Source organism: Kitasatospora sp. NPDC023176, from assembly GCF_055560495.1.
Map to the genome: position 1 here is coordinate 13040 of NZ_JBVHIP010000058.1, position 21357 is coordinate 34396.

19 protein-coding genes and 1 pseudogene are annotated in these 21357 nt (G+C 74.8%); 15 read left to right on the top strand and 5 right to left on the bottom strand.

The genetic code is table 11. The features are described from left to right. Nucleotides 1-29 precede the first annotated feature (29 nt). The 7 genes from ACZ3YL_RS40195 to ACZ3YL_RS40225 all read left to right on the top strand — a co-directional run bounded on the left by ACZ3YL_RS40195 (nucleotide 30) and on the right by ACZ3YL_RS40225 (nucleotide 9943). Complete coding sequence (locus tag ACZ3YL_RS40195) at nucleotides 30-2387, top strand: hypothetical protein (protein ID WP_465662606.1); 2358 nt, start codon at nucleotides 30-32, stop codon at nucleotides 2385-2387. A 144-nt stretch (nucleotides 2388-2531) separates the two neighbouring features. Further along, nucleotides 2532-3185: a DedA family protein gene (locus ACZ3YL_RS40200; RefSeq protein ID WP_188304271.1), complete on the top strand. Its 654-nt coding sequence runs from the start codon at nucleotides 2532-2534 to the stop codon at nucleotides 3183-3185. 205 nt (nucleotides 3186-3390) lie between these two features. Then, nucleotides 3391-5199, top strand: coding sequence for a threonine/serine exporter family protein (locus tag ACZ3YL_RS40205; protein ID WP_465662608.1), 1809 nt, complete (start codon nucleotides 3391-3393; stop codon nucleotides 5197-5199). 138 nt (nucleotides 5200-5337) lie between these two features. Further along, the gene (locus ACZ3YL_RS40210; protein WP_465662610.1) at nucleotides 5338-6423 is read left to right on the top strand and encodes a hypothetical protein; all 1086 of its coding nucleotides are present in this window, start codon (nucleotides 5338-5340) and stop codon (nucleotides 6421-6423) included. Between the two features lie 244 nt (nucleotides 6424-6667). Next, the gene (locus tag ACZ3YL_RS40215; protein WP_465662612.1) at nucleotides 6668-7936 is read left to right on the top strand and encodes a C40 family peptidase; all 1269 of its coding nucleotides are present in this window, start codon (nucleotides 6668-6670) and stop codon (nucleotides 7934-7936) included. A gap of 154 nt (nucleotides 7937-8090) precedes the next feature. Continuing rightward, complete coding sequence (locus ACZ3YL_RS40220; protein WP_465662614.1) at nucleotides 8091-8621, top strand: GNAT family N-acetyltransferase; 531 nt, start codon at nucleotides 8091-8093, stop codon at nucleotides 8619-8621. A gap of 41 nt (nucleotides 8622-8662) precedes the next feature. Continuing rightward, nucleotides 8663-9943, top strand: a complete 1281-nt coding sequence (locus ACZ3YL_RS40225) for a GNAT family N-acetyltransferase (RefSeq protein ID WP_188306596.1) — start codon at nucleotides 8663-8665, stop codon at nucleotides 9941-9943. Between the two features lie 84 nt (nucleotides 9944-10027). Here the strand turns inward: ACZ3YL_RS40225 and ACZ3YL_RS40230 are convergent, their stop codons facing one another. Continuing rightward, nucleotides 10028-10828, bottom strand: a complete 801-nt coding sequence (locus ACZ3YL_RS40230) for a TetR/AcrR family transcriptional regulator (protein ID WP_317621213.1) — start codon at nucleotides 10826-10828, stop codon at nucleotides 10028-10030. Nucleotides 10829-10838: 10 nt separating this feature from the next. Then, complete coding sequence (locus ACZ3YL_RS40235; RefSeq protein ID WP_188306599.1) at nucleotides 10839-10988, bottom strand: hypothetical protein; 150 nt, start codon at nucleotides 10986-10988, stop codon at nucleotides 10839-10841. 32 nt (nucleotides 10989-11020) lie between these two features. Here ACZ3YL_RS40235 and ACZ3YL_RS40240 point away from each other — a divergent pair, with 32 nt between their 5' ends. Beyond that, complete coding sequence (locus ACZ3YL_RS40240; RefSeq protein ID WP_465662617.1) at nucleotides 11021-11620, top strand: GNAT family N-acetyltransferase; 600 nt, start codon at nucleotides 11021-11023, stop codon at nucleotides 11618-11620. On the opposite strand, the gene ACZ3YL_RS40245 is transcribed toward ACZ3YL_RS40240, so the two are convergent. Together ACZ3YL_RS40245 and ACZ3YL_RS40250 are read right to left on the bottom strand one after the other, a co-directional pair. Beyond that, on the bottom strand, nucleotides 11605-12084 hold the full coding sequence (locus tag ACZ3YL_RS40245) for a macro domain-containing protein (protein ID WP_188306593.1): 480 nt from the start codon (nucleotides 12082-12084) through the stop codon (nucleotides 11605-11607). The two genes, ACZ3YL_RS40240 and ACZ3YL_RS40245, sit on opposite strands and share 16 nt — an antisense overlap. A 9-nt stretch (nucleotides 12085-12093) precedes the next feature. After that, entirely contained in the window at nucleotides 12094-13350 is a 1257-nt protein-coding gene (locus tag ACZ3YL_RS40250; RefSeq protein WP_465662619.1) for an MFS transporter, read from the bottom strand. 231 nt (nucleotides 13351-13581) lie between these two features. Here ACZ3YL_RS40250 and ACZ3YL_RS40255 point away from each other — a divergent pair. Together ACZ3YL_RS40255 and ACZ3YL_RS40260 are read left to right on the top strand one after the other, a co-directional pair. Further along, nucleotides 13582-13653 (top strand): annotated as a pseudogene (locus tag ACZ3YL_RS40255) (hypothetical protein); the annotation flags it as partial. Nucleotides 13654-13809: 156 nt separating this feature from the next. Next, the gene (locus ACZ3YL_RS40260; RefSeq protein ID WP_465662621.1) at nucleotides 13810-14481 is read left to right on the top strand and encodes a type 2 periplasmic-binding domain-containing protein; all 672 of its coding nucleotides are present in this window, start codon (nucleotides 13810-13812) and stop codon (nucleotides 14479-14481) included. 55 nt (nucleotides 14482-14536) lie between these two features. On the opposite strand, the gene ACZ3YL_RS40265 is transcribed toward ACZ3YL_RS40260, so the two are convergent. Next, the gene (locus ACZ3YL_RS40265; protein ID WP_188306590.1) at nucleotides 14537-15142 is read right to left on the bottom strand and encodes a YceI family protein; all 606 of its coding nucleotides are present in this window, start codon (nucleotides 15140-15142) and stop codon (nucleotides 14537-14539) included. 215 nt (nucleotides 15143-15357) lie between these two features. Between ACZ3YL_RS40265 and ACZ3YL_RS40270 the strand changes: the two genes are divergently transcribed. Genes ACZ3YL_RS40270 through ACZ3YL_RS40290 form a run of 5 tightly spaced genes read left to right on the top strand, consistent with a single transcriptional unit; the run spans nucleotide 15358 to nucleotide 21339 of the window. Beyond that, the gene (locus tag ACZ3YL_RS40270; protein WP_465662623.1) at nucleotides 15358-18513 is read left to right on the top strand and encodes a DEAD/DEAH box helicase; all 3156 of its coding nucleotides are present in this window, start codon (nucleotides 15358-15360) and stop codon (nucleotides 18511-18513) included. Further along, a complete protein-coding gene (locus tag ACZ3YL_RS40275) occupies nucleotides 18510-18713 on the top strand; it encodes a hypothetical protein (protein ID WP_223241820.1) in 204 nt (67 codons plus the stop codon). Before ACZ3YL_RS40270 ends, ACZ3YL_RS40275 begins: the two co-directional genes overlap by 4 nt. Before the next feature lie 44 nt (nucleotides 18714-18757). Further along, a complete protein-coding gene (locus tag ACZ3YL_RS40280; RefSeq protein WP_465662625.1) occupies nucleotides 18758-19639 on the top strand; it encodes an RNA polymerase sigma-70 factor in 882 nt (293 codons plus the stop codon). A 34-nt stretch (nucleotides 19640-19673) separates the two neighbouring features. Further along, nucleotides 19674-20756 (top strand): DNA polymerase III subunit beta family protein, encoded by a 1083-nt coding sequence (locus tag ACZ3YL_RS40285; RefSeq protein WP_465662627.1) that lies wholly within the window; start codon nucleotides 19674-19676, stop codon nucleotides 20754-20756. A 25-nt stretch (nucleotides 20757-20781) separates the two neighbouring features. After that, complete coding sequence (locus ACZ3YL_RS40290; protein ID WP_465662629.1) at nucleotides 20782-21339, top strand: alpha/beta fold hydrolase; 558 nt, start codon at nucleotides 20782-20784, stop codon at nucleotides 21337-21339. Nucleotides 21340-21357 lie beyond the last annotated feature (18 nt).

Here is a 21357-nt window from a genome sequence, read left to right on the forward strand (position 1 = left end):
CTCATCAGCACGACGCAGGGGGAACGGACATGACCACCGACATCTGGGCCTGGGTGCGCGACACCGACCAGCAGCTGCGCGAGGCCGGCCACCAGCGGCTGGCCGACGCGATGTACGAGCTGCCCGAGCACGCCACCGAGGGCCGCAACGAGCAGCTCGACGCGGTCTACCCGGAGGCGCTCGCCGCCGCCCGGGCCCTCGACCTGCCCTGGGTCGAGGTCTACCTGCGGCACTGGCGGATGCAGAACCTGCTGAACGAGCGCCAGCAGGGCGAGTCGGTGCTGCCCGAGGCGGTCGACCTGCTGGAGTTCGCCCACCGGGAGGAGACGGCCGGCTGCCCGCAGTCGGTCTGCGTGGTGCAGGACTTCGCGATCTGCCACGCCCGGGTCGACGGCCCCGGGTACGTGGCGGAGCGCCTGGCGGTGGTCGGCGAGACGCTGGAGCGGATCGAGCCCGGCCGGGCCTGCTTCGACTGCCTCTCCCGCGAGTACTCCGACGCCCTGGAGGACGACGGCCGGGCCGCCGACGCGCTCGCCCACCTGGACACCTCCGCCGCCCGGATGCGGGCCGCGGGCCAGCAGGTCTCGCTGCGCTTCCACCGTGCCCGGGCCGGCACCCTGCACCTGCTGGGCCGGCACGAGGAGGTGCTCGCCCTGCTGGACGCCACCGAGCAGGCCGTCCGGGCCCGGCGCGAGGAGATCGACGAGAGCGACCGGCGCTGGGGCGCCCTGCTGCGGGCCCGCGCGCTGGCCTCGCTCGGGCGGACGGCGGAGGCGCTCGCCGTGCTGCCCGAGCGGGCCGAGGCCGAACGCCACGCGGGCCTGCGCGAGACCTGGACGCGCACGGTCGAACTGCTGGTCGCGGCCGGCGCCTGGGAGAACGACGCCGAGCTGGGCGCCGTGCTCGCCCGCTGGGTCGGCTACCTGGACGGCACCGGCTCGCACCGCCCGTGCGTGGACCTGCTGCTGGCGGCCGGTCGGTTGGCCCTCGCCCGCGGCGCCCGTACGGTGGCGCTCACGCTCGCGGCCACCGGGGAGCGCAAGCTCACCCGGCTGCGCCGCACCGAGGGCGTGGCCGAGGAGGTCGCCGCCCTGCGCGCGGGCGCCGAGGCACTGCCGGTGCCCGAGCTGCCCGTCCCGCCCGGTGAACTGGCGGCACACCTGGCCGAGGCCCGGGTGCCCTTCGAGACCGGCGCCGACCTGCTCTCCGTCGCCCTGGACCGGTACCGGGGTGAGCCGGCCGGCGCCACCGAACTCGCCGTGCTGCTGGCCGATGTGCTCGGCGGCCTCGGCCACGCGCGGGCCGCCGCCGACCTGCTGTGGCGGCGGCTGGAGGCCGACCCGGGCAGCGAGGAGCTGGTCGGCACGCTCGGCCAGGCCCTGATCGAGGCCGGCGACGCCGACGGGGTCCGCCGCCTCGCCGACCGGCTGGCCGCGACCGCCCCGGCCGACGCCCACTGGATGCGCGCCCGCTGGGCCGCCGCCGAGAGCCGCTGGGCCGAGGTGCTGGAGCAGTGCGGGGCGATCCTGGCGCTGGAGGCGAGCCGGATCAACACCCGCCGGCTGGCCGCGGCCGCCGCCACCGAACTCGGCGACCACGCCACCGCGCAGCGGCTCTACCAGGAACTGCTGGAGCACGCCCTGCCCGCCGAGGAGGCGGGGGCGGAGCAGGCCCACCGGACGGTCCAGGAGCCCGACCTCTGGCACCTGATCACCGCGGCCAGCGCCAACCGGGACTGGGCCGTGGTCCGTTCCACCGGCGCCCGGATCGGCATCGAGTTCGACGAGCCCGAGGGCCCGGTGGACGAGGAGTGGCAGCTGGTCACCGTCCGCGCCACCCGCACCAACGGCGCGACGGTCGACCTGCCCGCCGTGCGGACCGGCCCGGCCACCGCCCGGATCCTGCCGGTGCTGGGCGAGGACGTGACGCTCAACCACGGCGACGTGGTGGTCTTCGCCCCGGCCCTGCTGGAGCGCCCGCCGGCCGAGGACGCCCCCGAGTCGGAGCGGGCCGGCTGGCGCCCGGTCTTCGCCCTGCTGACCCTGCTCGACCCGGCCGGCTTCACCACGTACTGGATCGACGGCGCCTGGCCCGGCGACGAGGCCTGGGCCGCGTTCCGGGACGGACTGCGCTCGGCCGGCTACGCGGTCTGGGCGTACAGCGGGGAGCAGTACCGGATCACCGACCCGGCGGAGGACGGCGACGGGCTGCCCGGCATCTACGCCGCCCTCGGTGTCCCGCCGACCGCCGGCGCCGGGTCGGCCGACGCGCTGCTGCACCGGCTCACCGCTGGCTGGGCGCACCCGCTCGCCTGGCTCGACCTGGCCGAGGCGGCGGGCACGGACCTCGGCCGGCACACCGGGATCGTCGAGCGCTACGGCCTCTGAGCCGGCTACGGCCTCCGAGTCGCCGGTTCCCCGGCCCGTCCGCCCTCCCGGCGCGGGCCGGGGAACCATCCCGCCCCCAGGCGAGTCTTTGTCATTGCTTTACCATCGCATTGCCAAGACTCGACCTCCAGGAGTGCCAGCACCGTGACCAGCCTCGCCCTCGGCCCGTCCTGGCTCGATCCGACCACCCTGATCTCGACCTTCGGCCTGGTCGGCATCCTGGCCGTCGTCTTCGCCGAGTCCGGCCTCCTGATCGGCTTCTTCCTCCCCGGCGACTCGCTGCTGTTCACCACCGGCCTGCTGGTCGCCGGCGGCACCTACCTGCACCAGCCGCTCTGGCTGGTCTGCGCGCTGATCGTGCTCGCTGCGATCGCCGGGGACCAGGTCGGCTACCTCTTCGGCCGCAAGGTCGGACCGGGCCTGTTCCGCCGCCCCGACTCCAGGATCTTCCAGCAGGAGAACGTCGAGAAGGCCGCCGCCTTCTTCGACCGGCACGGCCCCAAGGCGATCGTGCTGGCCCGCTTCGTGCCGATCGTGCGCACCTTCACCCCGATCGTCGCCGGGGTGAGCAGGATGAACTACCGCACCTTCGTGCTGTTCAACGTGGTCGGCGGGGTGCTGTGGGGCGCCGGGGTCACCGTGCTCGGCTACTTCCTCGGGCAGATCCCCTTCGTCCGGGACAACATCGAGGCCATCCTGGTCGGCATTGTGCTGGTCTCGGTGGTCCCGGTGGCGGTCGAACTGCTCCGGGCCCGCCGCTCCGGCGCGGCGGCCGGCGACCGCCGCCCCGCCGGGTAGGCGCCCGGCGCCGCCGCCCTGGGACGTCCCGTACATGTGCGTCGAGCTGTTCGATCAGGCAAGGTGTACCCGAGATCGAACGGTGGCCGGCGGCCACCAGGGGCGGCGAGGAGCGGAAGTGCCTAAGCGGGGCCGACCGGGTGCGGGCAAGCGGGCGAGGGGAGGCCGGGCGGTCCGCCAGGTACGGCAGACACCGCCGAAACCGGTGCACCCCGCCGAGGCGCCGCCCACCGAGGGCCTGCTCGGCCACCCCGCCCCGGCCGTCGAGCCCGTCACCGTGGTGCCGCTCGTCCCGCCCGCCCCGGAGACCAAGGGCCTGCTGGCCCCCGAGCCGAAGCCGGAGCCCGAGCCGAAGCCCGAGCAGGAGGTACAGCCCGAGGTACGGCCGGAACCGCACCCCGAGCTGACCATCGACCTGCGTCCCCGGGACCCGGCCTCCGAACGCCCGGCCTCCGAACGCCCGGCCCCCGCCCGCCCGGCCCGCCGCCGCTCGGTCGCCGAGGACACCCTCACCCCCGAGGAGTGGCGCGCGGCCGGCTACACCCCGTCCAACGGCATCCCGATCCCGGAACTGACCGCCGGCGCCCCCGGCGAGGCGCCCTGGCCGGACCGGATGCGCACCCTGCTGCGCACCCCGATGTCCGAGCGCCCCGCCTTCGAGCGCACCGCCCGCGAGATGCACCCCTCCGCGGCCATCGCCCGCAACGTCCCCCGCATCCTCGACCTGACGCTGCGCATCGGCGAACTGCTGCTGGCCAGCGGCGAGGCCGCCGAGGACGTCGAGGCGGCGATGCTCGGCATCGCGCACGCCTACCGGCTGGACCACTGCGAGCCCCAGGTGACCTTCACCCTGATCGGCATCTCGCACCAGCCCTCGCTGGTCGAGCCGCCGGTCACCGCCGACCGCGTGGTGCGCCGCCGCACCTCCGACTACACCCGGCTGAACGCGGTCTACCAGCTGGTGGCGGACATCACCGCGGAGAAGGTGACGGTCAACGACGCCTACCGCCGGCTCGCCGAGATCCGCCGCAACCGGCACCCGTACCCGTCCTGGCTGCTCGCCCTGACCACCGGTCTGCTGGCCGGCGCGGCGACCTTCCTGGTCGGCGGCCGGATCGACGACAAGGCCTGGCTGGTCTTTGCCAGCGCGTTCGTCGCGGCCGTCCTCGGTGACCGACTGGCCTCCGCGCTGGCCAAGCGCCGGCTGCCGGAGTTCTACCAGTTCGTGGCGGCCGCGATGCCGGCCGCCGCGTCCGGGATCATCCTGTCCTTCAACGACTGGGGCCTGCGCGGCTCGGTGGTGATCACCGGTGGCCTGTTCGCCCTGCTGCCCGGCCGCGCGCTGGTCGCCGCCGTCCAGGACGGCCTGACCGGCTTCTACATCACCGCCGCGGCCCGGCTGCTGGAGGTGGTCTACCTGGTCGCGGGCATCGTGATCGGCGTGATCATGATCCTCTACCTGGGCGTCGGCTTCGAGGCGAAGCTCAAGCCGGACGAGAGCCTGGCGGGCATCAGCTACCCGCCGGTCCAGATGGTCGCCGCGATGCTGCTGACCCTGGCCTTCGCGATGCTGCTGCAGACCGACCGCCGCACCCTCGCGCTGGTCACCGTCAACAGCGGCATCGGCTGGGCCAGCTACGGCGCGCTGGTGTACAACGCGCACGTCAACCCGATCGCCGCGACCGGGGTGGCGGCCGGCCTGGTCGGCCTGTTCGGCCAGCTGATGGCGCGCTACCGCAACGGCTCGGCGCTGCCGTACGTGACCGCCGCGATCGGCCCGCTGATGCCCGGTTCGGCGCTCTACCTCGGGATGCTCGCCTTCGCCCAGGGGCACTCCGGCACCGGCCTGGTGTCGGTCTTCCGGGCGGCGGCGATCGCGATGGCGCTGGCGATCGGGGTGAACCTCGGTGGCGAGATCGCCCGGCTGTTCCTGAAGCTGCCGGTCGGCGCCGAGCTGCCCTCGCTCTACCCGGTGGTGCCGCGCCGGGCGGCCAAGCGAACCCGTGGGTTCTGACCGCACGTCGGGACCGGTGACGGAAGCCGCCCCCGGAGCCGTGCCCGGGCCGGTGCCGGCAGTCGAGTTGGTGGGCTGTTGGGCCCCGGGCCATGTCACGGCAGGCAGAGCGCAGGACCAGGAACGAAGGTAAGTCCCATGACGACAATGCTGGACAGCTACCGCGAGCACATCGTCAACGCGCACAAGCAACCGCTGTTCCTGCTGCTGGTCGGCTTCATCACCTCCTTCGTCTTCATCCGGTTCAGCGTGCGGATGATCCGCGCCAAGGTGCGCTGGTGGCCCGGCAACGTCACCCCCGGCGGCCTGCACATCCACCACATGGTGTTCGGCCTGGGCTTCCTGTTGGTCGGCGGCCTCGGGGTGTTCGCCACCTACGGCGGGACCCCGTGGATCGACTGGTTCGGGCTGGCCTTCGGCATCGGCTGCGGGCTGGTGCTGGACGAGTTCGCGCTGATCCTGCACCTGGACGACGTGTACTGGAGCGAGCAGGGCCGCAAGTCGGTGGACGCGGTGATCTTCGGCATCCTGTTCACCGCGCTGCTGCTGATCGGGTACGTGCCGTTCGGCGCGCTGCCCGGCGAGGACACCCGCTGGGGCCTGATCACCGTGATCTCGGTGAACGCGCTGGCCTCGGTGATCACCCTGCTCAAGGGCAAGGTGTGGACCGGCCTGCTCGGGATCATGATCCCCGGCCTGTCCTGGATCGGCGCGATCCGGCTGGCCCGCCCGAGCAGCCCGTGGGCCCGCTGGCGCTACACCACGCGCTCCCGCCGCCGGGCGCGTGCGCTCCGGCGCGAACGCCTGCTGCATCGGCGCGCGGACCGTGCGCGCACCTGGCTCTTCGACCTGATCGCCGGCGCGCCCGACAAGGTGCCCGCCAGCCATCCGGCCGCCCACCGGGTCGCCGAGCGGATGTCCGCCCGGGCCACCGCCCACCTCGACGCCCACGCCGCCCGGGCGCTGGCCCGCCGCCGGGCGCGACTGGCGGACCGCCGTTCGGCGGCCGCCGCCGGAGCGGCGGCGAACCCGCCCGCGCCGCACCCCCAGCCCGCCGAGGAGGCCGCCGGCAGTGTCCCGGGCCGCGCGGCCGGGACGCAGCGGCGCCGCCGTACGGTCCGCGCCGGGCGCAGCCGGACGTACGCGGTCGGCCCGACCGGGCTGGAGCGCCGACCGGGGCGACACCCCCACCTGCGGACGCGGACCCGCCGGATCCACCGGTAGTTCGTGTGCCCGGTGCTCCTGACCGGAGTTGACTCCCGATCGGATCATCGGATGGTCACCCGGCTGGCGGAGCGCGTTCGCGGTGTGAAAACCCTCGGAGTTGAGAACATGATCGGCGAGTGACCGTTCTGTCATGTGATGGGATGATTCGTCGGATCCCCGCCGCCTCGACCGCAGCCCTGGAGGCCGCGCGCCGCCCGGCCTCCGCCGCCGTCCCCTCCGCCCCCGTGAGAAGGGATGTCTCGTGGCGCGCAGGATCCTGCCGACCCTCCTGTTGTCCCTCACCGCCCTGCTCGGGCTGATCCCCGCCGCCCAGGCCGCCCCGGCCCCCGGCGAACCGCCCGTTGCCGGCCCCCCGGCCGGCCAGGACCCGTACCCCTCCGCCGAGGAGATCGACCGCTCCCGCGCCGAGGCCGACGGCAAGGCCACCTCGGCCGCCGCCCTGGAAGCCGCGCTCACCACCGCGCGGGCCGAACTCGACCGGGCCGGCCGCGGCGCCGAACAGGCCGTCGAGGCCTACAACGGCGCCCAGCTCGCCCTCACCCGGGCCCGCGCCGAGGAGAGCGCCGCCAACCGGCGCGCGGCCGCGGCCGAGGCCGAACGCTCCGAAGCCGCCGAGGACGCGGCCCGGCTCGCCGCCGAGACGTACCGCCAGGGCGCGGGCGCCGAACTGTCCGCGCTCAACGCCCTGCTCGGAGCCCACGGCCCGCGCGAGGCGGGCGCCCGCGCCGCCGTGGTCGGCGTGGCCAGCGAGCGCACCCGGCAGATCCTGGACGCCGCCACCTCCACGGCCGCCGCCGCCCGCACCGCCTCCGCCGCCGCCCGCACCGCCACCGGGGCCGCCGAGAAGGCCGCCGCCGAGGTCGGCGCGGCCAGGACCAGGGCGGAACAGCGGCTCGCCGCCCAGCGGAGTGAGGTCGCCGCCGCCGGCAAACGCCGGGAACGGCTGCTCGCTGACCTGGCCGCCGCCCGGAACACCACCGTCGAGCTGGAGCGCAGGCGCCGCGAGGCGCTGGAGGCGATCGCCGCCCGCGAGGCGGAGGCGGCCGCCCGGGCCGCTGCCGAGCAGGCCGCCCGCGACGCCGAAGCCGCGGCCGCCGCGGCCGCCAGGGCCCAGGCGGCCCCGCCCGCCGCCCGCCCCTGGTCGGCCGAGGGCGCGGCCGCCGCCATCGCCTTCGCCAGGTCCAAGATCGGCCTGCCCTACATCTGGGGCGGCGAGGGGCCGGAGGGCTACGACTGCTCCGGGCTGACCATGATGGCCTGGCGCGAGGCCGGCAAACAGCTCAACCACTTCGCCGCCGACCAGTACGCCCAGTCCACCCCGGTCACCTACCGTCAGCTGCGCCCCGGGGACCTGGTCTTCTGGACCGACACCGGCCGCTCCGCGGACATCCACCACGTCGGCCTCTACATCGGCGACGACCAGATGATCGAGGCCCCGCGCGTCGGCATGCCGGTCAAACAGGCCAGCCTCTGGATCATGGGCACCCCGGACTACTACGCCCGGCCGTAGCCCTCGGCGCCCTCCGCCGCCGGCTCCGGGCCCAGGACGGCCGGGGCGTCGGCCCGGCGGAGGGCGGCCGCAGACGACCGGCCTGTCAGCCCCCGGGCGCCGGTGTCCGAGGCCCGCGCTAGCGTGGCCGCTCCGACCACTCCGAGGAGGCGCCATGCGCTTGCGGAACGTCGAGGCGGGCGATCTCGAGCCCTACCTCCGGATGCGGTGCGACGCGGGGATGATGGCCGAGCTGGGCGGGCCGCTGCCGCGGGAGAAGGTGGCGGCGCGGCTGCGCAAGGACCTCGCGCTGGTGGCGGCGGACACCGCCTGGATCAAGGTGATCGCGCTGGACGACGGCACCGGGGGCGGCGAGGCGGCGGCCGGGGTGGTCACGCTCTGGCAGGACGAGGAGGACGGCGCCGCCGTCTCCGAGATCGGCTGGATGGTGCTGCCCGACTTCCAGGGCCGCGGCCTCGCCAAGGCGGCGGTGCGCCGGGTGCTGGACGCCGCGGCGGCGGACGGCCGGTGGGGCGTGGTGCACGCCAACCCGGGGGTGAGCAACGGCCCGTCCAACGGGATCTGCCGCTCGCTCGGCTTCCGGCTGCTCGGCGAGCGGGACCTTGGCTTCGCGGACCGCGTCCTGCGCACCAACCACTGGGCGGTGACTCCGGGCGAGCACACCAGGGGATCGGGCACGGATTAATTGGGGTGCCGCCCCGGAGCCACCGCCCGTACGGTGGGCCGATGGGCAACAACACCGATCACACGGCCGTAGAGACCGTCAACGGGCTCCAGGTCCGGGCCGTATCCGTGGACGAAGTGGAGGAGTGGAACCGGGCGCTCAACTTCGGCTTCCTGCGTCCGCACGCGGGTGTCGCGCCGGAGCTGCGCCGTAGGCAGTGGGAGCCGGGCCGGATGGTGGCCGGCTTCGACGGGGACCGCCAGATCGCCACCTACCGCAGCTTCGACGTCGAACTGACCGTCCCGGGCGGGGCCGTGGTCCAGGCCGATGCGATCACCAACGTCACGGTCAGCGCCACCCACCGCCGCCGCGGCCTGCTCAGCACGATGATGCGGCGCGACCTCGCCTCGGCCGCCGAGCGCGGTTGCGCGGTCGCCGTCCTGATAGCCGCCGAGTACAACATCTACGGCCGGTTCGGCTTCGGCCCGGCCACCTGGGGCTGCGGCTGGAACATCGACCTGAGCCGCACCCGCGGCCTGCGCGAGGGCCTGCCCGGCGTGCCCGGCGGCCGGGTCGACTTCGTGACCCTGGCGGAGCAGCGCGAGTTCGGTGCCGAGCTGTACGACCGCTGGCGGCTCGCCCAGCCCGGTGCGATCGCCCGCGACGAGCTCTGGTGGGAGCGCAACACCAACGAGATCCAGGTGCCGGGCGACAGCTTCAAGGCGCCGTTCGCCGCCGTCCACCGGAACGCCGACGGCGAGGTCACCGGTCTGGTGGTCTACCGGGTCGAGAACAAGTGGGACGGCGCCTGCCCCGACGCCACGCTCACCGTGGACGAGTTCATCGCCCTCGACCTGCCCACCGCCGTCGAGCTGTGGCGCCTGGTGCTCAGTGTCGACTGGGTGCGCAAGGTCGTGGTGGAGGGCGTCGCCCCGGACGACCCGCTGCCGCTGCTGCTCCAGGACCCGCGCGCGGCCACCCCGGACGAGGGGAACACCGACTTCATGTGGCTGCGGCTGCTGGACGTCGAGGCCGCCTTCGGCGCCCGGTCGTACGGCGCGGCGGGCCGGGTGGTGCTGGAGGTGGAGGACCGGCTCGGCTACGCCTCCGGCCGCTTCGCGATCCAGGTCGCCGAGGACGGCACCGGCAGCTGCGCCCGGACCACCGACGACGCCGATCTCGCCCTCGGCGCCTCCGAGTTGGGCTCGCTCTACCTGGGCGCCGAGACGGCCCCGAGGCTGGCCGCGGCCGGACTGCTCACCGAACTGCGTCCCGGCGCGGCGGCGGCCGCCGACCTGCTGCTGCGCACTCCGCTGCGGGCCTGGACGCCGACCGAGTTCTGAGCTGCCGGAGACCACGACGGCGGCGGCCGGCCCACGAACCCGCGGGCCGGCCGCCGCCGTTGCGCAACTCCAGATTCCTGAGCCCTACTTGACGGCTGTCTTGCCGATCGTCGGCAGGATGAAGTCCTGGATCAGCCCCTTGGCGTCCCGCACGATCGGCCGGAACACCCGGTAGCGCGAGAGGTTGATCACCCGGGCGGCCATCGGGGTCGACCGCCGGACGAACTCCCTGGTCCGCTCGGTGTCCTCGGTCCGGTCGAAGACCCAGTAGAGCACCACGACCATCAGGTGCAGCCAGAGCACGTCCGGCAGCAGCTCGACCAGTTCGGCGTCCAGCTTCGGCGCCAGTTCCGACCCCTGGAGGACGTCACGGAACAGGTCGACGGCCGTCGCCCGGGCCGGGTGGGACTCGTTGGAGAACGGGCTGAGCGAGCTGGTCGGGTCCGCCGCGGTGCGGAAGAACTGCGCGGCGAACTCGTGGTACGGCGCGGCGGTGTCGAGCCAGGAGGTCAGCGCGATCTCCAGCCGCTCGCCGAAGTCCCGGGTGCCGGCCATCCGGATCCGGGCCTCGGCCGCGTGGTCGTGGGTCATCCCGTCGTAGAACCCCTGGATCAGGAATTCCTTTGCCGAGAAGTAGTAGTAGGCGTTGCCGACCGACACGCCCGCCTCGGTGGCGATGGCGCGCATCGTGGTCTTCTCGTAGCCCCGTTCCTGGAAGAGCCGCATGGCCGTCTCCAGGATCAGCGCCCGGGTCGCCTCGCTCTTGTCGGTCTTGGGCTGGGCACGGCCGCCGGGCATGGGCCCGCCGTCCGTGCCGGGTGCGGCCGGGGCGTCGGCCGCACCCTTCTCGCCGTCCGTTCGGTTCGTCGCTGCCAGGTCGTCCACAGGCACGAGCCTAGCCGGAGACGACGTTCCACCCGGTGTCGGTGTTGTCGGTGCTCGCGGCACCGGATGCCCCCTCCGCATCCGGTGCCGCGCACACCGCCCCCGTGATTTCGAACGCGTTCAAAAGCTTGGCAGAACTGTAGACGTTTCGGTTGAACATGTTCAACTCCATCTCTGTGGGAGGCTCGTCACATGACCGGTTCAGGACGGATCACCATTCGGCACGGCGCGGCGCAGGACGCCGTACGCGTCGCGGACCTGCACACCGAGAGCTGGTGCGCCACGTACCGCGGGATCGTCCCCGACGAAGCGCTCGGGGACGGGCTGGCCGCCCAGCGGCGCGAGCTGTGGGAGCTGCGCCTGACGGTCGACTACGGGACGCCGGAGAACACGCCCGTGTTGCTGATCGCCGAACGGGCCGGCGAGCCGGCCGGGTTCGTCTATCTGGTGCCGCAGCCCGACGGCGGGGTGCTGGTGGACAACCTGCACGTCCGCCCTGGCCTCACCGGCGGTGGCATCGGCCGGCAACTGCTGGCCGCCGCCCGCGCCGAGGTGGCCGAGCGGCACCCCGGTGCCGGGCTGTACTTGGAGGTGCTGCGCGCCAACACCCGCGCGGTCGCCTTCTACGAACGCGAGGGCGGCGTGCGGATCAGGGCGCAGGAGGGCGTGTTCCCGGGCGGCTACCTGCTGCCCGAGTACGTGTACGCCTGGCCGGCCGCCGTCCCGGCCACGCCCGTGCCCGGGTCAACGGCCGTGCGGCCGGGCCCGGCCGCCGGTCAGTCGACGTCGTAGACCGTCACCGGCACGCCGCGCGCCGTCAGCCGGTCCGCCACCAGCGGCTCGACCTTCGCCCAGCGCCCGCCCGCCAGTCCGCAGCCGATCCGCGGCATGTGGACGGAGGCGCCGAGTTCGAGCGCGCGGCCGCCCAGGGCGGCCAGCCCGGTGTCGATGGCCTCGTACCGTACGGGCACTCCGGTGGAGCGCCCGGTCCGGATGCCGCGCTGGCCGACCAGGTTGGCCACCCAGACGTACGGCTCGACCTGCACCAGTTGCAGGCCGCCGAGGCCGAAGTCGTTCTTCGCCCGCTCCCTGTGCCAGCGTCTGAACGCCGCCTCGGGCTCGGGCCAGCGTCTGGAGAGCGCGAGCACGAAGCCCTTTCCCCAGCCGCCCAGATCGTTGCAGACGTGCGCGATCACCTTCACGCCCTTGCCCTGGGGCGCGGTGGCATCGCCTCGGACGTAGGTGATTTCCGCCATGCCTAGAAGTTAGACGGAGGCACTGACAACCCGCTCGGCATTTTCCCGCGCACCGGGCGCGCGCAGGTGCCGGCGTCCGGCCAGGGCGATCAGCAGGGCGAGCGCGGCGGCCCCGGCGGGCAGGGCGTAGCCGGTGCCGGGCGGGGCGTGCTCGGCGAGCGTCCCGGCGAGCGCCGCCCCGGCCGAGATGCCGACCACGATGCCCGCGACCGCCACCGCCATCCCCTCGTTGAACTGCCGCTGCGGCAGCAGCTCCTGCACCAGCGTCATGCCGGTCACCATGGTCGGCGCGGTGGCCGTGCCGGCCGCGAACAGCGCCGCTCCGAGCGCCGCCAGGCCGGCCCCGCCGAGCCCGGCGGCGAGCGGCAGCAGCAGCACCCCGGCCATCGCCGCCGCCCCGAGCAGGAAGCGGACCCCGGGCGCCCGACGCGGGGTCAGCAGTCCGAACAGCAGCCCCGCCACGCAGGATCCGGCCGCGACCAGGGCCAGCAGCGGTCCGGCCGCCGCCTTGTGGCCGAGCGCGTCGGTGTAGGCGACGGTGGTGACCTCGGTCGCGCCGAAGACCATGCCGGTGGCGAGGAAGGTCAGCGCCAGCACCCGCAGTCCGGGCGCCCGCAGCGGGGAGCCGTGCCGCTGGCCGGCCGCAGCCCGTGCGGGAAGCGGCGGTTCGGTGCGTCGCTGGGCGGCGAACAGCAGGGCGCCGGCGGTGCCGAGGGTGCCGGCGGTGAGCAGTCCGGCCTCCGGGGCGAGCGTGGTGCAGAGCAGCGTCGCGAGCACCGGCCCGGCCATGAAGCAGAGTTCGTCCAGCGCCTGTTCGAAGGAGTTGGCCAGGTGCCGGGCGGCCGGGTCGTCCCGGTGCAGGTGCGCCCAGCGGGCCCGGGCCATGCCGCCGAGGTTGGGCGCGGCGGCGCAGGCGGCCCAGCAGGCGTACAGCGTCCAGTCCGGGGCGCCGAGCCGGACGCAGAGCAGCAGGGCGGCGAGCGGGACGGCGTTGTACAGCGCGGCCGGTACGGCGACCCGCGACTGCCCGTAGCGGTCCACCAGTCGTCCGAGCAGCGGCATCCCGATCGCGCCGGTGGCCAGCCCGGCCGCCGAGACCGTCCCGGCCAGCGCGTACGAGCCGCGTCGCTCGGCGAGCAGCACCACCAGCGAGACGCCGTTCATCGACAGCGCGAGCCGCCCGAGCAGCCCGGCCAGGGTGAAGGCGGTGGCGCCGGGGGCGGCGAACAGCCGGCGGTAGGAGGCGAGGAGGGCGCGCGGGGGCAATCGGGCTCCTGGGGCACAGGACGGACGGGGGATGCGCCAAGCCTCCCGGCGCCGGCCGCCGGGCGTCCAACACCTGTTCCGCCACACCCACAACACCGTGTTGTTAATCTGCCGCCCATGCCCCGTGACCTGCACCCCCGCCTGCTCCGCGGTTTCGTCGCGACCGCCGAGACGCTCCACTTCGGCCGGGCCGCCGAGCGGCTGTACGTCGCCCAGTAGGCACTCAGCCGGGACGTCCGCACCCTGGAGGGCCTGCTCGGCGACACCCTGTTCACCCGCACCACCCGCAGCGTCGAACTCACCCCGGCCGGGCACCGGCTGCTGCCCCGGGCGCGCCGGCTGCTCGCCCTGCACGACGAGATCCTCGCCGCGGCCCGCACCGGCGCCGGCGCCGCCGCCCGACCGCTGCTGCTGGACCTCAACAGCGACGTCACCGGCCCGGACCTCACCGCCGACCGGGTGCTCGAACGGGCCCGCGCCGGCTGGCCGGAGGGCGAACTGCTGGCCCGCTTCCACGGCGGGCTGGCCGCGGCCGCCGCCGAACTGCTGGCGCACCGGCTGGACGCCTCGTTCGGCCGCTTCGCCGGACTGCCCGCCCAGGTGCGCGGCCAACTCGCCCAGCTGCCGGTGCGGTTGGAACGGATCTCGGTGATGATGGCGGACACCCACCCGCTGGCCGGCCGCCCGGTGCTGCGCCTGGCCGAGCTGGCCGGGCACCCGGTCGACATCTGCGCGGGCAACCCGGCCACCACCGAATGGGCCGACCTCGGCTCCCGGCTGCTGCGCGAGCACGGCCTGACCGCGGCCGAGCCGTACGTCCCGCCGGTGGGCCTGGACGAGACCGCCCGCTACCTGGCCCGGCACGGCGACCCGATGCTGACCACGGTCGGCGGGCCGAGGATCCCGGGGGCGGTGAACGTGCCGCTGGTGGAGCCGGTGCCGCTGAGCCTGGTCAGCCTGGTGCACCGGCCCGGCGAGCGCCATCCGGGCCTGCGGGCGCTGGCCGCCGGGGCGGGTGAACTCGGCGCGGCCGAGGGCTGGTTGGGCAGCCCGGCGGGCAGTTGGCTGCCTGCGGCGGACGCGGCGCTGGTCGCCGCCGTACAGAACACCGCCCCCGCCCAGGGGGGATAGGCGGGGGCGGTGGGTTCAGGGGTCCGGCTTCCACGGACCCTGGGGCCGGGTCGGGTCAGGCCGCCTTGACGGCGGAGATGTCGAAGCTGAGCTTGACCTTCTCGCCGATCAGCACGCCGCCGGTCTCCAGGGCCGCGTTGTAGGTCAGCCCGAACTCGGTGCGGTCGACGACGGTCCGGCCCTCGAAGCCGACCCGCTCGGCGCCGTAGGCGTCGGTGGCGCTGCCGGTGTAGTCGAGCTCCAGGACCACCGGGCGGGTGGAGTCCTTGATGGTGAGCTCGCCGTTCATCCGGTAGGAGTCCGCGTCGAGCTGCTCGGTGGAGGTGCTGCGGAAGCGGATCTCCGGGTAGGTCTCGGCGGCGAAGAAGTCGCCGGTGCGCAGGTGCTCGTCGCGCTGGGCCTGGTTGGTGTCGATGCTGCCGACCTTGATCACCAGATCGGCCGAGGAGTTGCCCGGGGTGGCGCCGTCCAGGTGCAGCTTGCCCTCGTACTCGGTGAAGCGGCCCTTGACGTTGGTGACCATCGCGTGGCGGACCGAGAAGCCGATCTCGCTGTGCGTGGCGTCGATCGTCCAGTCGCCGCTCAGGTGCGAGAGGTCGGGGCCGGCCGGGGTGCGGACGGTGACGGGTGCGGCGGTCTTGGTGCGGCTGAACAGGCCCATGGCTCCTCCTCGGGTTCGAAGCCATTTGTTTAGGCTTCAACTTCTTGGCTCCATCGTACGACTCTTTCGTTCAAGTTTCAACCACAATCCTCGAGGAGCCACTCCGGACCCTCCGAACGGCCCACGGACCGGCCCGCCCGGCCGCCCGACGGCCACTGTCCGACCACCCGGCTAGGCTGCCGAGGACGGTTCCCGCCCGCCCCGAGAGGCCCCCCATGTTCGTCCTGCACGCGCTCTGGCGGGCGGACGGACGGCTGGCGCTCTGGGCCGAGGACGCCCGCGCCCACCCCGGCGCCACCGCACCGAACCCCGACCGGCCCGCCCCGCGCGCCCACCCCTACGCCTGCCCGGCCGCGAGCCTGGCCGCCGTGCTCGGCGGCATCGGCCCCGGCCTCGGCTGGCTCGCCGGCCAGGCCCCCGAACGCTGGGCCACCCTGCTGCTGCCCACCGTCGGCACCCTGCCCGCCCCCTCGCCCGACCTGCCCGTCACCCCGCCGCGCGGCGGCGCCGTCCTCACCCCCTGGCGGGTGCCCGCGCTGCTCTTCGAGGCCGGAGCCGCCGCCCAGCTGCTCGGCGAGGTCCACGACCCGCACTGGGCCGTCACCGACACCGACCTGCCCGGCGCCGGCCGGGTCGAAGTGGTCTACGGCCCCTCACTGCGCTGGCTCACCGGAGTGCACGACCTCGCCTGGCGGACGGTCGGCCGGGGCCGGGTGCTCCCCCTGCCCGTCCTCGCCGACGGCCGCCCGCAGGCCCGCTGGCGGCCCGATCCCACCCCGGCCGGCCGCCGCGAGGCCGCCGCACTGGCGGCCGGCTGCCCGCCCGTCCTGCTCGGCGAATGGCCGACCGGCGCCGGCACCGGGGAGGCACTGCTGGAGGCGGCCCTGGCCGCCCTGGTGGACGCCGAGGCCCGCGCCGCGCTGGCCGCCACCCCCTTCCCCGACCCCGGCCGGGACGCGGCCGGCCACTGGCTGCACGCCCTCGCCACCCCCTCCGGCGAGGTCGAGGCCCCGCCCGAGGACTTCACCGAGCTGCGCCGCCGGATCACCGACTGGTACGCCACCGCCGAGCCCGCCGACCCCGCGCTGCGGCTCTGCTTCCGCCTGGTCGAACCGCTCGGCCCCGCCGACGACGACCCCGACGGCAGCCCCTCCGACGACGCCTGGCGGCTGGAGTTCCTGCTCCAGGCCGTCGACGAACCCTCCCTGCTGGTCCGCGCCGCCGACCTCCACGAGGGCGGCCCGGCCTACGCCGCCCTCGCCCGCAAGGAGCGGAACCCGCAGGCCGCCGGCCCGACCGACACCCTGGTCGCCGAACTCGCCCGCGCCGCCCACCGCTGGCCCGCCCTGCACGGGCTGCGCCACCGCTCCCGCCCGTCCGTCCTCCCGCTCGACCGCTCCGGCGCCCTCGACTTCCTGCGCACCGCCGCACCCGCACTCGCCGAGGCCGGCTTCGGCGTCCTGCTGCCCGCCTGGTGGCGCCGCCGCCCCCGGCTCGGGCTCGCCCTGCGCGCCACCACCCCGCCCGCCCCCGGCACCCTCGCCGTCACCAGCCAGGTCGACCGGGACGCCGTGGTCGCCTTCCGCTGGCAGGCCGCCCTCGGCCCGGACGGCACCCCGCTCACCGAGCAGGAACTCGCCGAACTCGCCGCCGCCAAACAGGGCTTGGTGCGGGTCCGGGGCACCTGGCTGGAGGCCGACCCGGCCCAGATCGCCGCCGCGCTCGCCTTCCTCGCCGAGCAGCGCGACGGCCTGCTGGCCACCGCCGACCTGCTGCGCCTGGCCCTCGACCCGGACGCCACGGTCGCCGGACTGCCGGTCACCGGCGTCCGGGTGGACGGCCCGCTCGGCGACCTGCTGGCCGGCGCCGCAGCCACCCCCGCCGCGCCCGAAGTTCCGCCCCTGCCCGCGGATTTCCACGCCGAACTGCGCCCGTACCAACAGCGCGGACTCGCCTGGCTGACGACCATGTCCCGACTCGGCCTCGGCGCCGTACTGGCCGATGACATGGGCCTCGGCAAGACCGTCCAGACCCTCGCCCTCCTCGCCGCCGAGCGGGCCGAACGCCCCGAAGCCGCCGCCCCCACCCTCCTCGTCTGCCCCATGTCCCTGGTCGGCAACTGGCAGCGCGAGGCCGAACGCTTCGCCCCCGGCCTGCGGCGCCACGTCCACCACGGCTCCGACCGCCTCGCCGCCGGTCAACTCGCCGACGCGGTACGGGGCGTGGACCTGGTCATCACCACCTACGGCCTGGTCCAGCGCGACCTCGCCGCGCTGCGCGCGATCCGCTGGCGCCGGGTGGTCGCCGACGAGGCGCAGCACATCAAGAACACCGGCACCGCGCAGTCCCGCGCGATCCGCGCACTGCCCGTCACCCGGCACCGGATCGCCCTGACCGGCACCCCGGTGGAGAACCGGCTCGCCGAACTGCACGCCGTACTGGACTTCGCCAACCCCGGCCTGCTCGGCCCGGCCGAACGGTTCAAGGAGCGCTACGCGATCCCGGTCGAACTGCACCGCAGCCCCGAGCGCACCGCCGAACTCCGGCGCCGCACCGCCCCGTTCGTGCTCCGCCGGCTCAAGTCGGACCCTGCGGTGGCGGCGGAGCTGCCCGCCAAGCAGGAGATGACCGTCTGGTGCAACCTCACCGCCGAACAGGCCGGCCTCTACCAGGCGGTGGTCGCCGACCTGCTCCAGCGGGTCGAGGGCATCCGGGGCGTGGAGCGGCGCGGCACGGTGCTGGCCGCGATCGGCAAGCTCAAGCAGGTCTGCAACCATCCGGCCCAACTGCTGCACGACGGTTCACCGTTGGGCGAGCGCTCGGGCAAGGTCGCCCGGCTCGCCGAACTGCTGGAGGAGGCGCTGGCCGAGGGGGACCGCACCCTGGTCTTCACCCAGTACGCCGAGTTCGGCACCATGCTCCGCCCGTACCTGGAACGCCGACTCGGCGAGGAGGTGCTCTACCTGCACGGCGGCGTCCCCCGCACCCGCCGCGAGGAACTGGTCGAACGCTTCCAATCTCCCGACGGCCCCGGGGTGTTCCTGCTCTCCCTGCGGGCCGGCGGCACCGGCCTCAACCTGACCGCCGCCAACCAGGTGATCCACCTGGACCGCTGGTGGAACCCGGCGGTCGAGGAACAGGCCACCGACCGCGCCTTCCGGATCGGCCAGCGCCGCGACGTCCAGGTCCGCCGCCTGGTCTGCGTCGGCACCGTCGAGGAGCGCATCGACGAACTCCTCACCGCCAAACGCCGGTTGGCCGACACCGTGGTGGGCGCGGGAGAACAGTGGCTCACCGATCTCCCCGCCGAGGCCCTGCGCGAACTGGTCACCCTCACCCGCGAGGACGCCGTCGCCGAGGAGGACACATGACCGAACAGCCACCGCCCCCCAAGACCCCGATGGTCAACGTCGCGGCCTACTGGCGCGGCGACTTCACCCTGCGCCCGGAACCCCCGGACGAGGAAACGGACGAACCCTCGCTGCACCGCCTCGGCCGCTCCGGCATCACCACACACGGCCGCGACCTCGCCACCCTGCTCGCCCCCGCCTACGAAACCTTCCGTTCCTAGGGCCCGTCTTCAAACCCCCGCCCCCGGGCGGTAGCGTCCTGGGGGTGACCGACACGCCCGACACCCGGCTCGCCGCCTTCGAACAGCACCGGCGGATGGTCTTCGGCATCGCCTACCGGATGCTCGGCAGCGTCGCCGACGCCGAGGACCTGGTCCAGGACACCTGGCTGCGCTGGAGCCAGGTCACCGGCCCGGTCGCCAGCCCGGCCGGCTACCTGGCCCGTACGGTCACCAACCTCGCCCTCAACCGCCTCGACTCGGCCGCCGTCCGCCGCGAGTCCTACGTCGGCCCCTGGCTGCCCGAGCCGCTGGTCGCCGAGCCGGACGCGACCGACGGCGTCGAGCGCGCCGAGAGCGTCTCGCTCGCCCTGCTGGTGGTGCTGGAGAGCCTCTCCCCGCTGGAGCGGGCGGTGTTCGTCCTCAAGGAGGCCTTCGGTTTCTCCTACCTGGAGATCGCCGAGGCCCTGGACCGCACCGAGGCCGCCTGCCGCCAGGTCGGCAGCCGGGCCCGGGCGCACGTGCGCGCCCGCCGTCCCCGCTTCGACGCCCCGCCGGGGCTGCGCCGCCGGGCCACCGACGAGTTCCTGGCGGCCTGCGTCGGCGGCGACCTCAACCGGGTGCTCGCCCTGCTCGCCCCCGACGTCACCACCTGGAGCGACGGCGGCGGCGTGATCCGCGCCGCGCTGCGGCCGGTCACCGGCGCCGAGAACGTCGCCCGCTTCATCCTCGGCGTGCTCCGCCAGCTGGGCGAGGGCGCCGGCGTCCGCCCGGTCCTCGTCAACGGCCAGCCCGGCCTGCTGATCACCGTCGACGGCGCCGTCGACTCCGTCTCGGTCCTCGACTTCACCGAGGGCCCGGACGGCGCCCTCCTGGTCTCCTCCATCCGCGTCGTCCGCAACCCCCACAAGCTCGCCCACCTGGCTTGACCCTCGACCAGGTCGAGCCCCGAGAGTCACCGGCATGGAGAGCGAGCTGCACAGCATCGGCGAACTGGCCCGCGCCAGCGGCCTGGGCGTGGGCACCCTGCGCTACTACGACGGCGCCGAGGTGCTCACCCCCGCCTGGGTCGACCCGCAGACCGGCTACCGCTGGTACCGGCCGGACCAACTCGCCGACGCCCGGTTGCTGGCCCGGCTCCGCCGGGTCGGCCTGCCACTGACGGGCATCCGCGCCGTCCTGGCCGGCCACGAGGCCGAACGCGTCCTCGACGCCCACCTGCGCCGGCTGGAGGACGGCCTGACCGACGCCCGCCGCGAACTCTCCCTGATCCGCACGATGATCGAGCAGAGGGAGCACCCGATGACCACCACCCCCGCCGACCTGCGCCTCACCGTCCGCGCCGACGGCCTGGCCGCCGCCCTGGACGCGGTCCGCTTCGCCGTCTGCGACGACCCCGAACTGCCCTCCCTCGCCGGAGTGCTGTTCGAACCGGACGGCCCGGTACTGCGCCTGGTCGCCACCGACCGCTACCGGATGGCCCTCGCCGAACTGCCCGCCATCGGCGCCCCCCAGCAGCCGGCTCCCGGCACCCCCGTCCCCACCGCCCTGGTCGACGCCCTGCGGGCACTGCTCCCCGACGGCCCGGCCGACGTCACCCTCATCCTCGGCGGCGGCACCTTCCGCGCCGAAACGGGCGGCCACCGGATCGAGGGCACCGCCCCGGACCTCGACTACCCCGACCACCGCGCCGCCACCCGCCTCGACCCCCGACACCGCGTCACCCTGCCCGCCGCCGACCTCCGCGCGGCCATCGAAACCGGCACCACCCGCACCCTCCCCTCCGGCCCGCACGGCGCCGACTGCCAGGTCACCGTGCTGACCCTCACCGAGGACGGCCACCTCACCGTCACCGACGACCCCACCCCCGACGAGCTCCACATCGCCGTCAACCGCGACTTCCTGCTCGACGCCCTGCACGCCGCCCACCCCGCACAACTCCTCCTCGAACTCGGCGGCCCCATCGCCCCCCTCGCCATCCGCACCCCCGGCCGCACCGGCACCTACTCCGTCCTGATGCCGATCCGCCTCCCGCAAAGCCCCTGACCCGCCGTCTGCGAGGATCCTCCGGGTGAGGACCGAACACGAAGTCCCGACCCCCGACGGCGGCCGACTCTGGGCCGAACGCCGAGGCGCAGGCAGCCCGGTGGTGCTGCTGCACGGCTCCGGCATGGACTCCCGGCTCTGGGACGCCGTCGTCCCGGCCCTGGCCCGCCACCACGACGTGATCCGCTACGACGCCCGAGGCCTCGGCCGCTCCACACCTCCGGAGCAGCCCTTCGACGACCTGGCCGACCTCCGCACCGTCCTGGACCACTTCGGCCTCACCCGCCCCGCCCTGGTCGGCCTCAGCATGGGCGCCAACTCACCGCCCTCCTCCTCCCACACCTCGCCTGACCCCATCCCCACCCCGCACCCCCACCCCCCACGGGCGCGTCAGTGCGAAGCCCCCACCCACCTCCCCCCCCACCCACCTCCCCCGCACCCCCACCCCCGCACCCCCACCCCCCACCCACCCACCTCCCCCGCCCACCCACCTCCCCCACCCTCCGCACCCCCTCCTCACCAGGCGAGAGGGACGCGCTGCGGAAGGGGGCGGCGCAGGGGGTGGCTGCGGAGAGGGGCGTGACGGGTGATTTTCAGACTG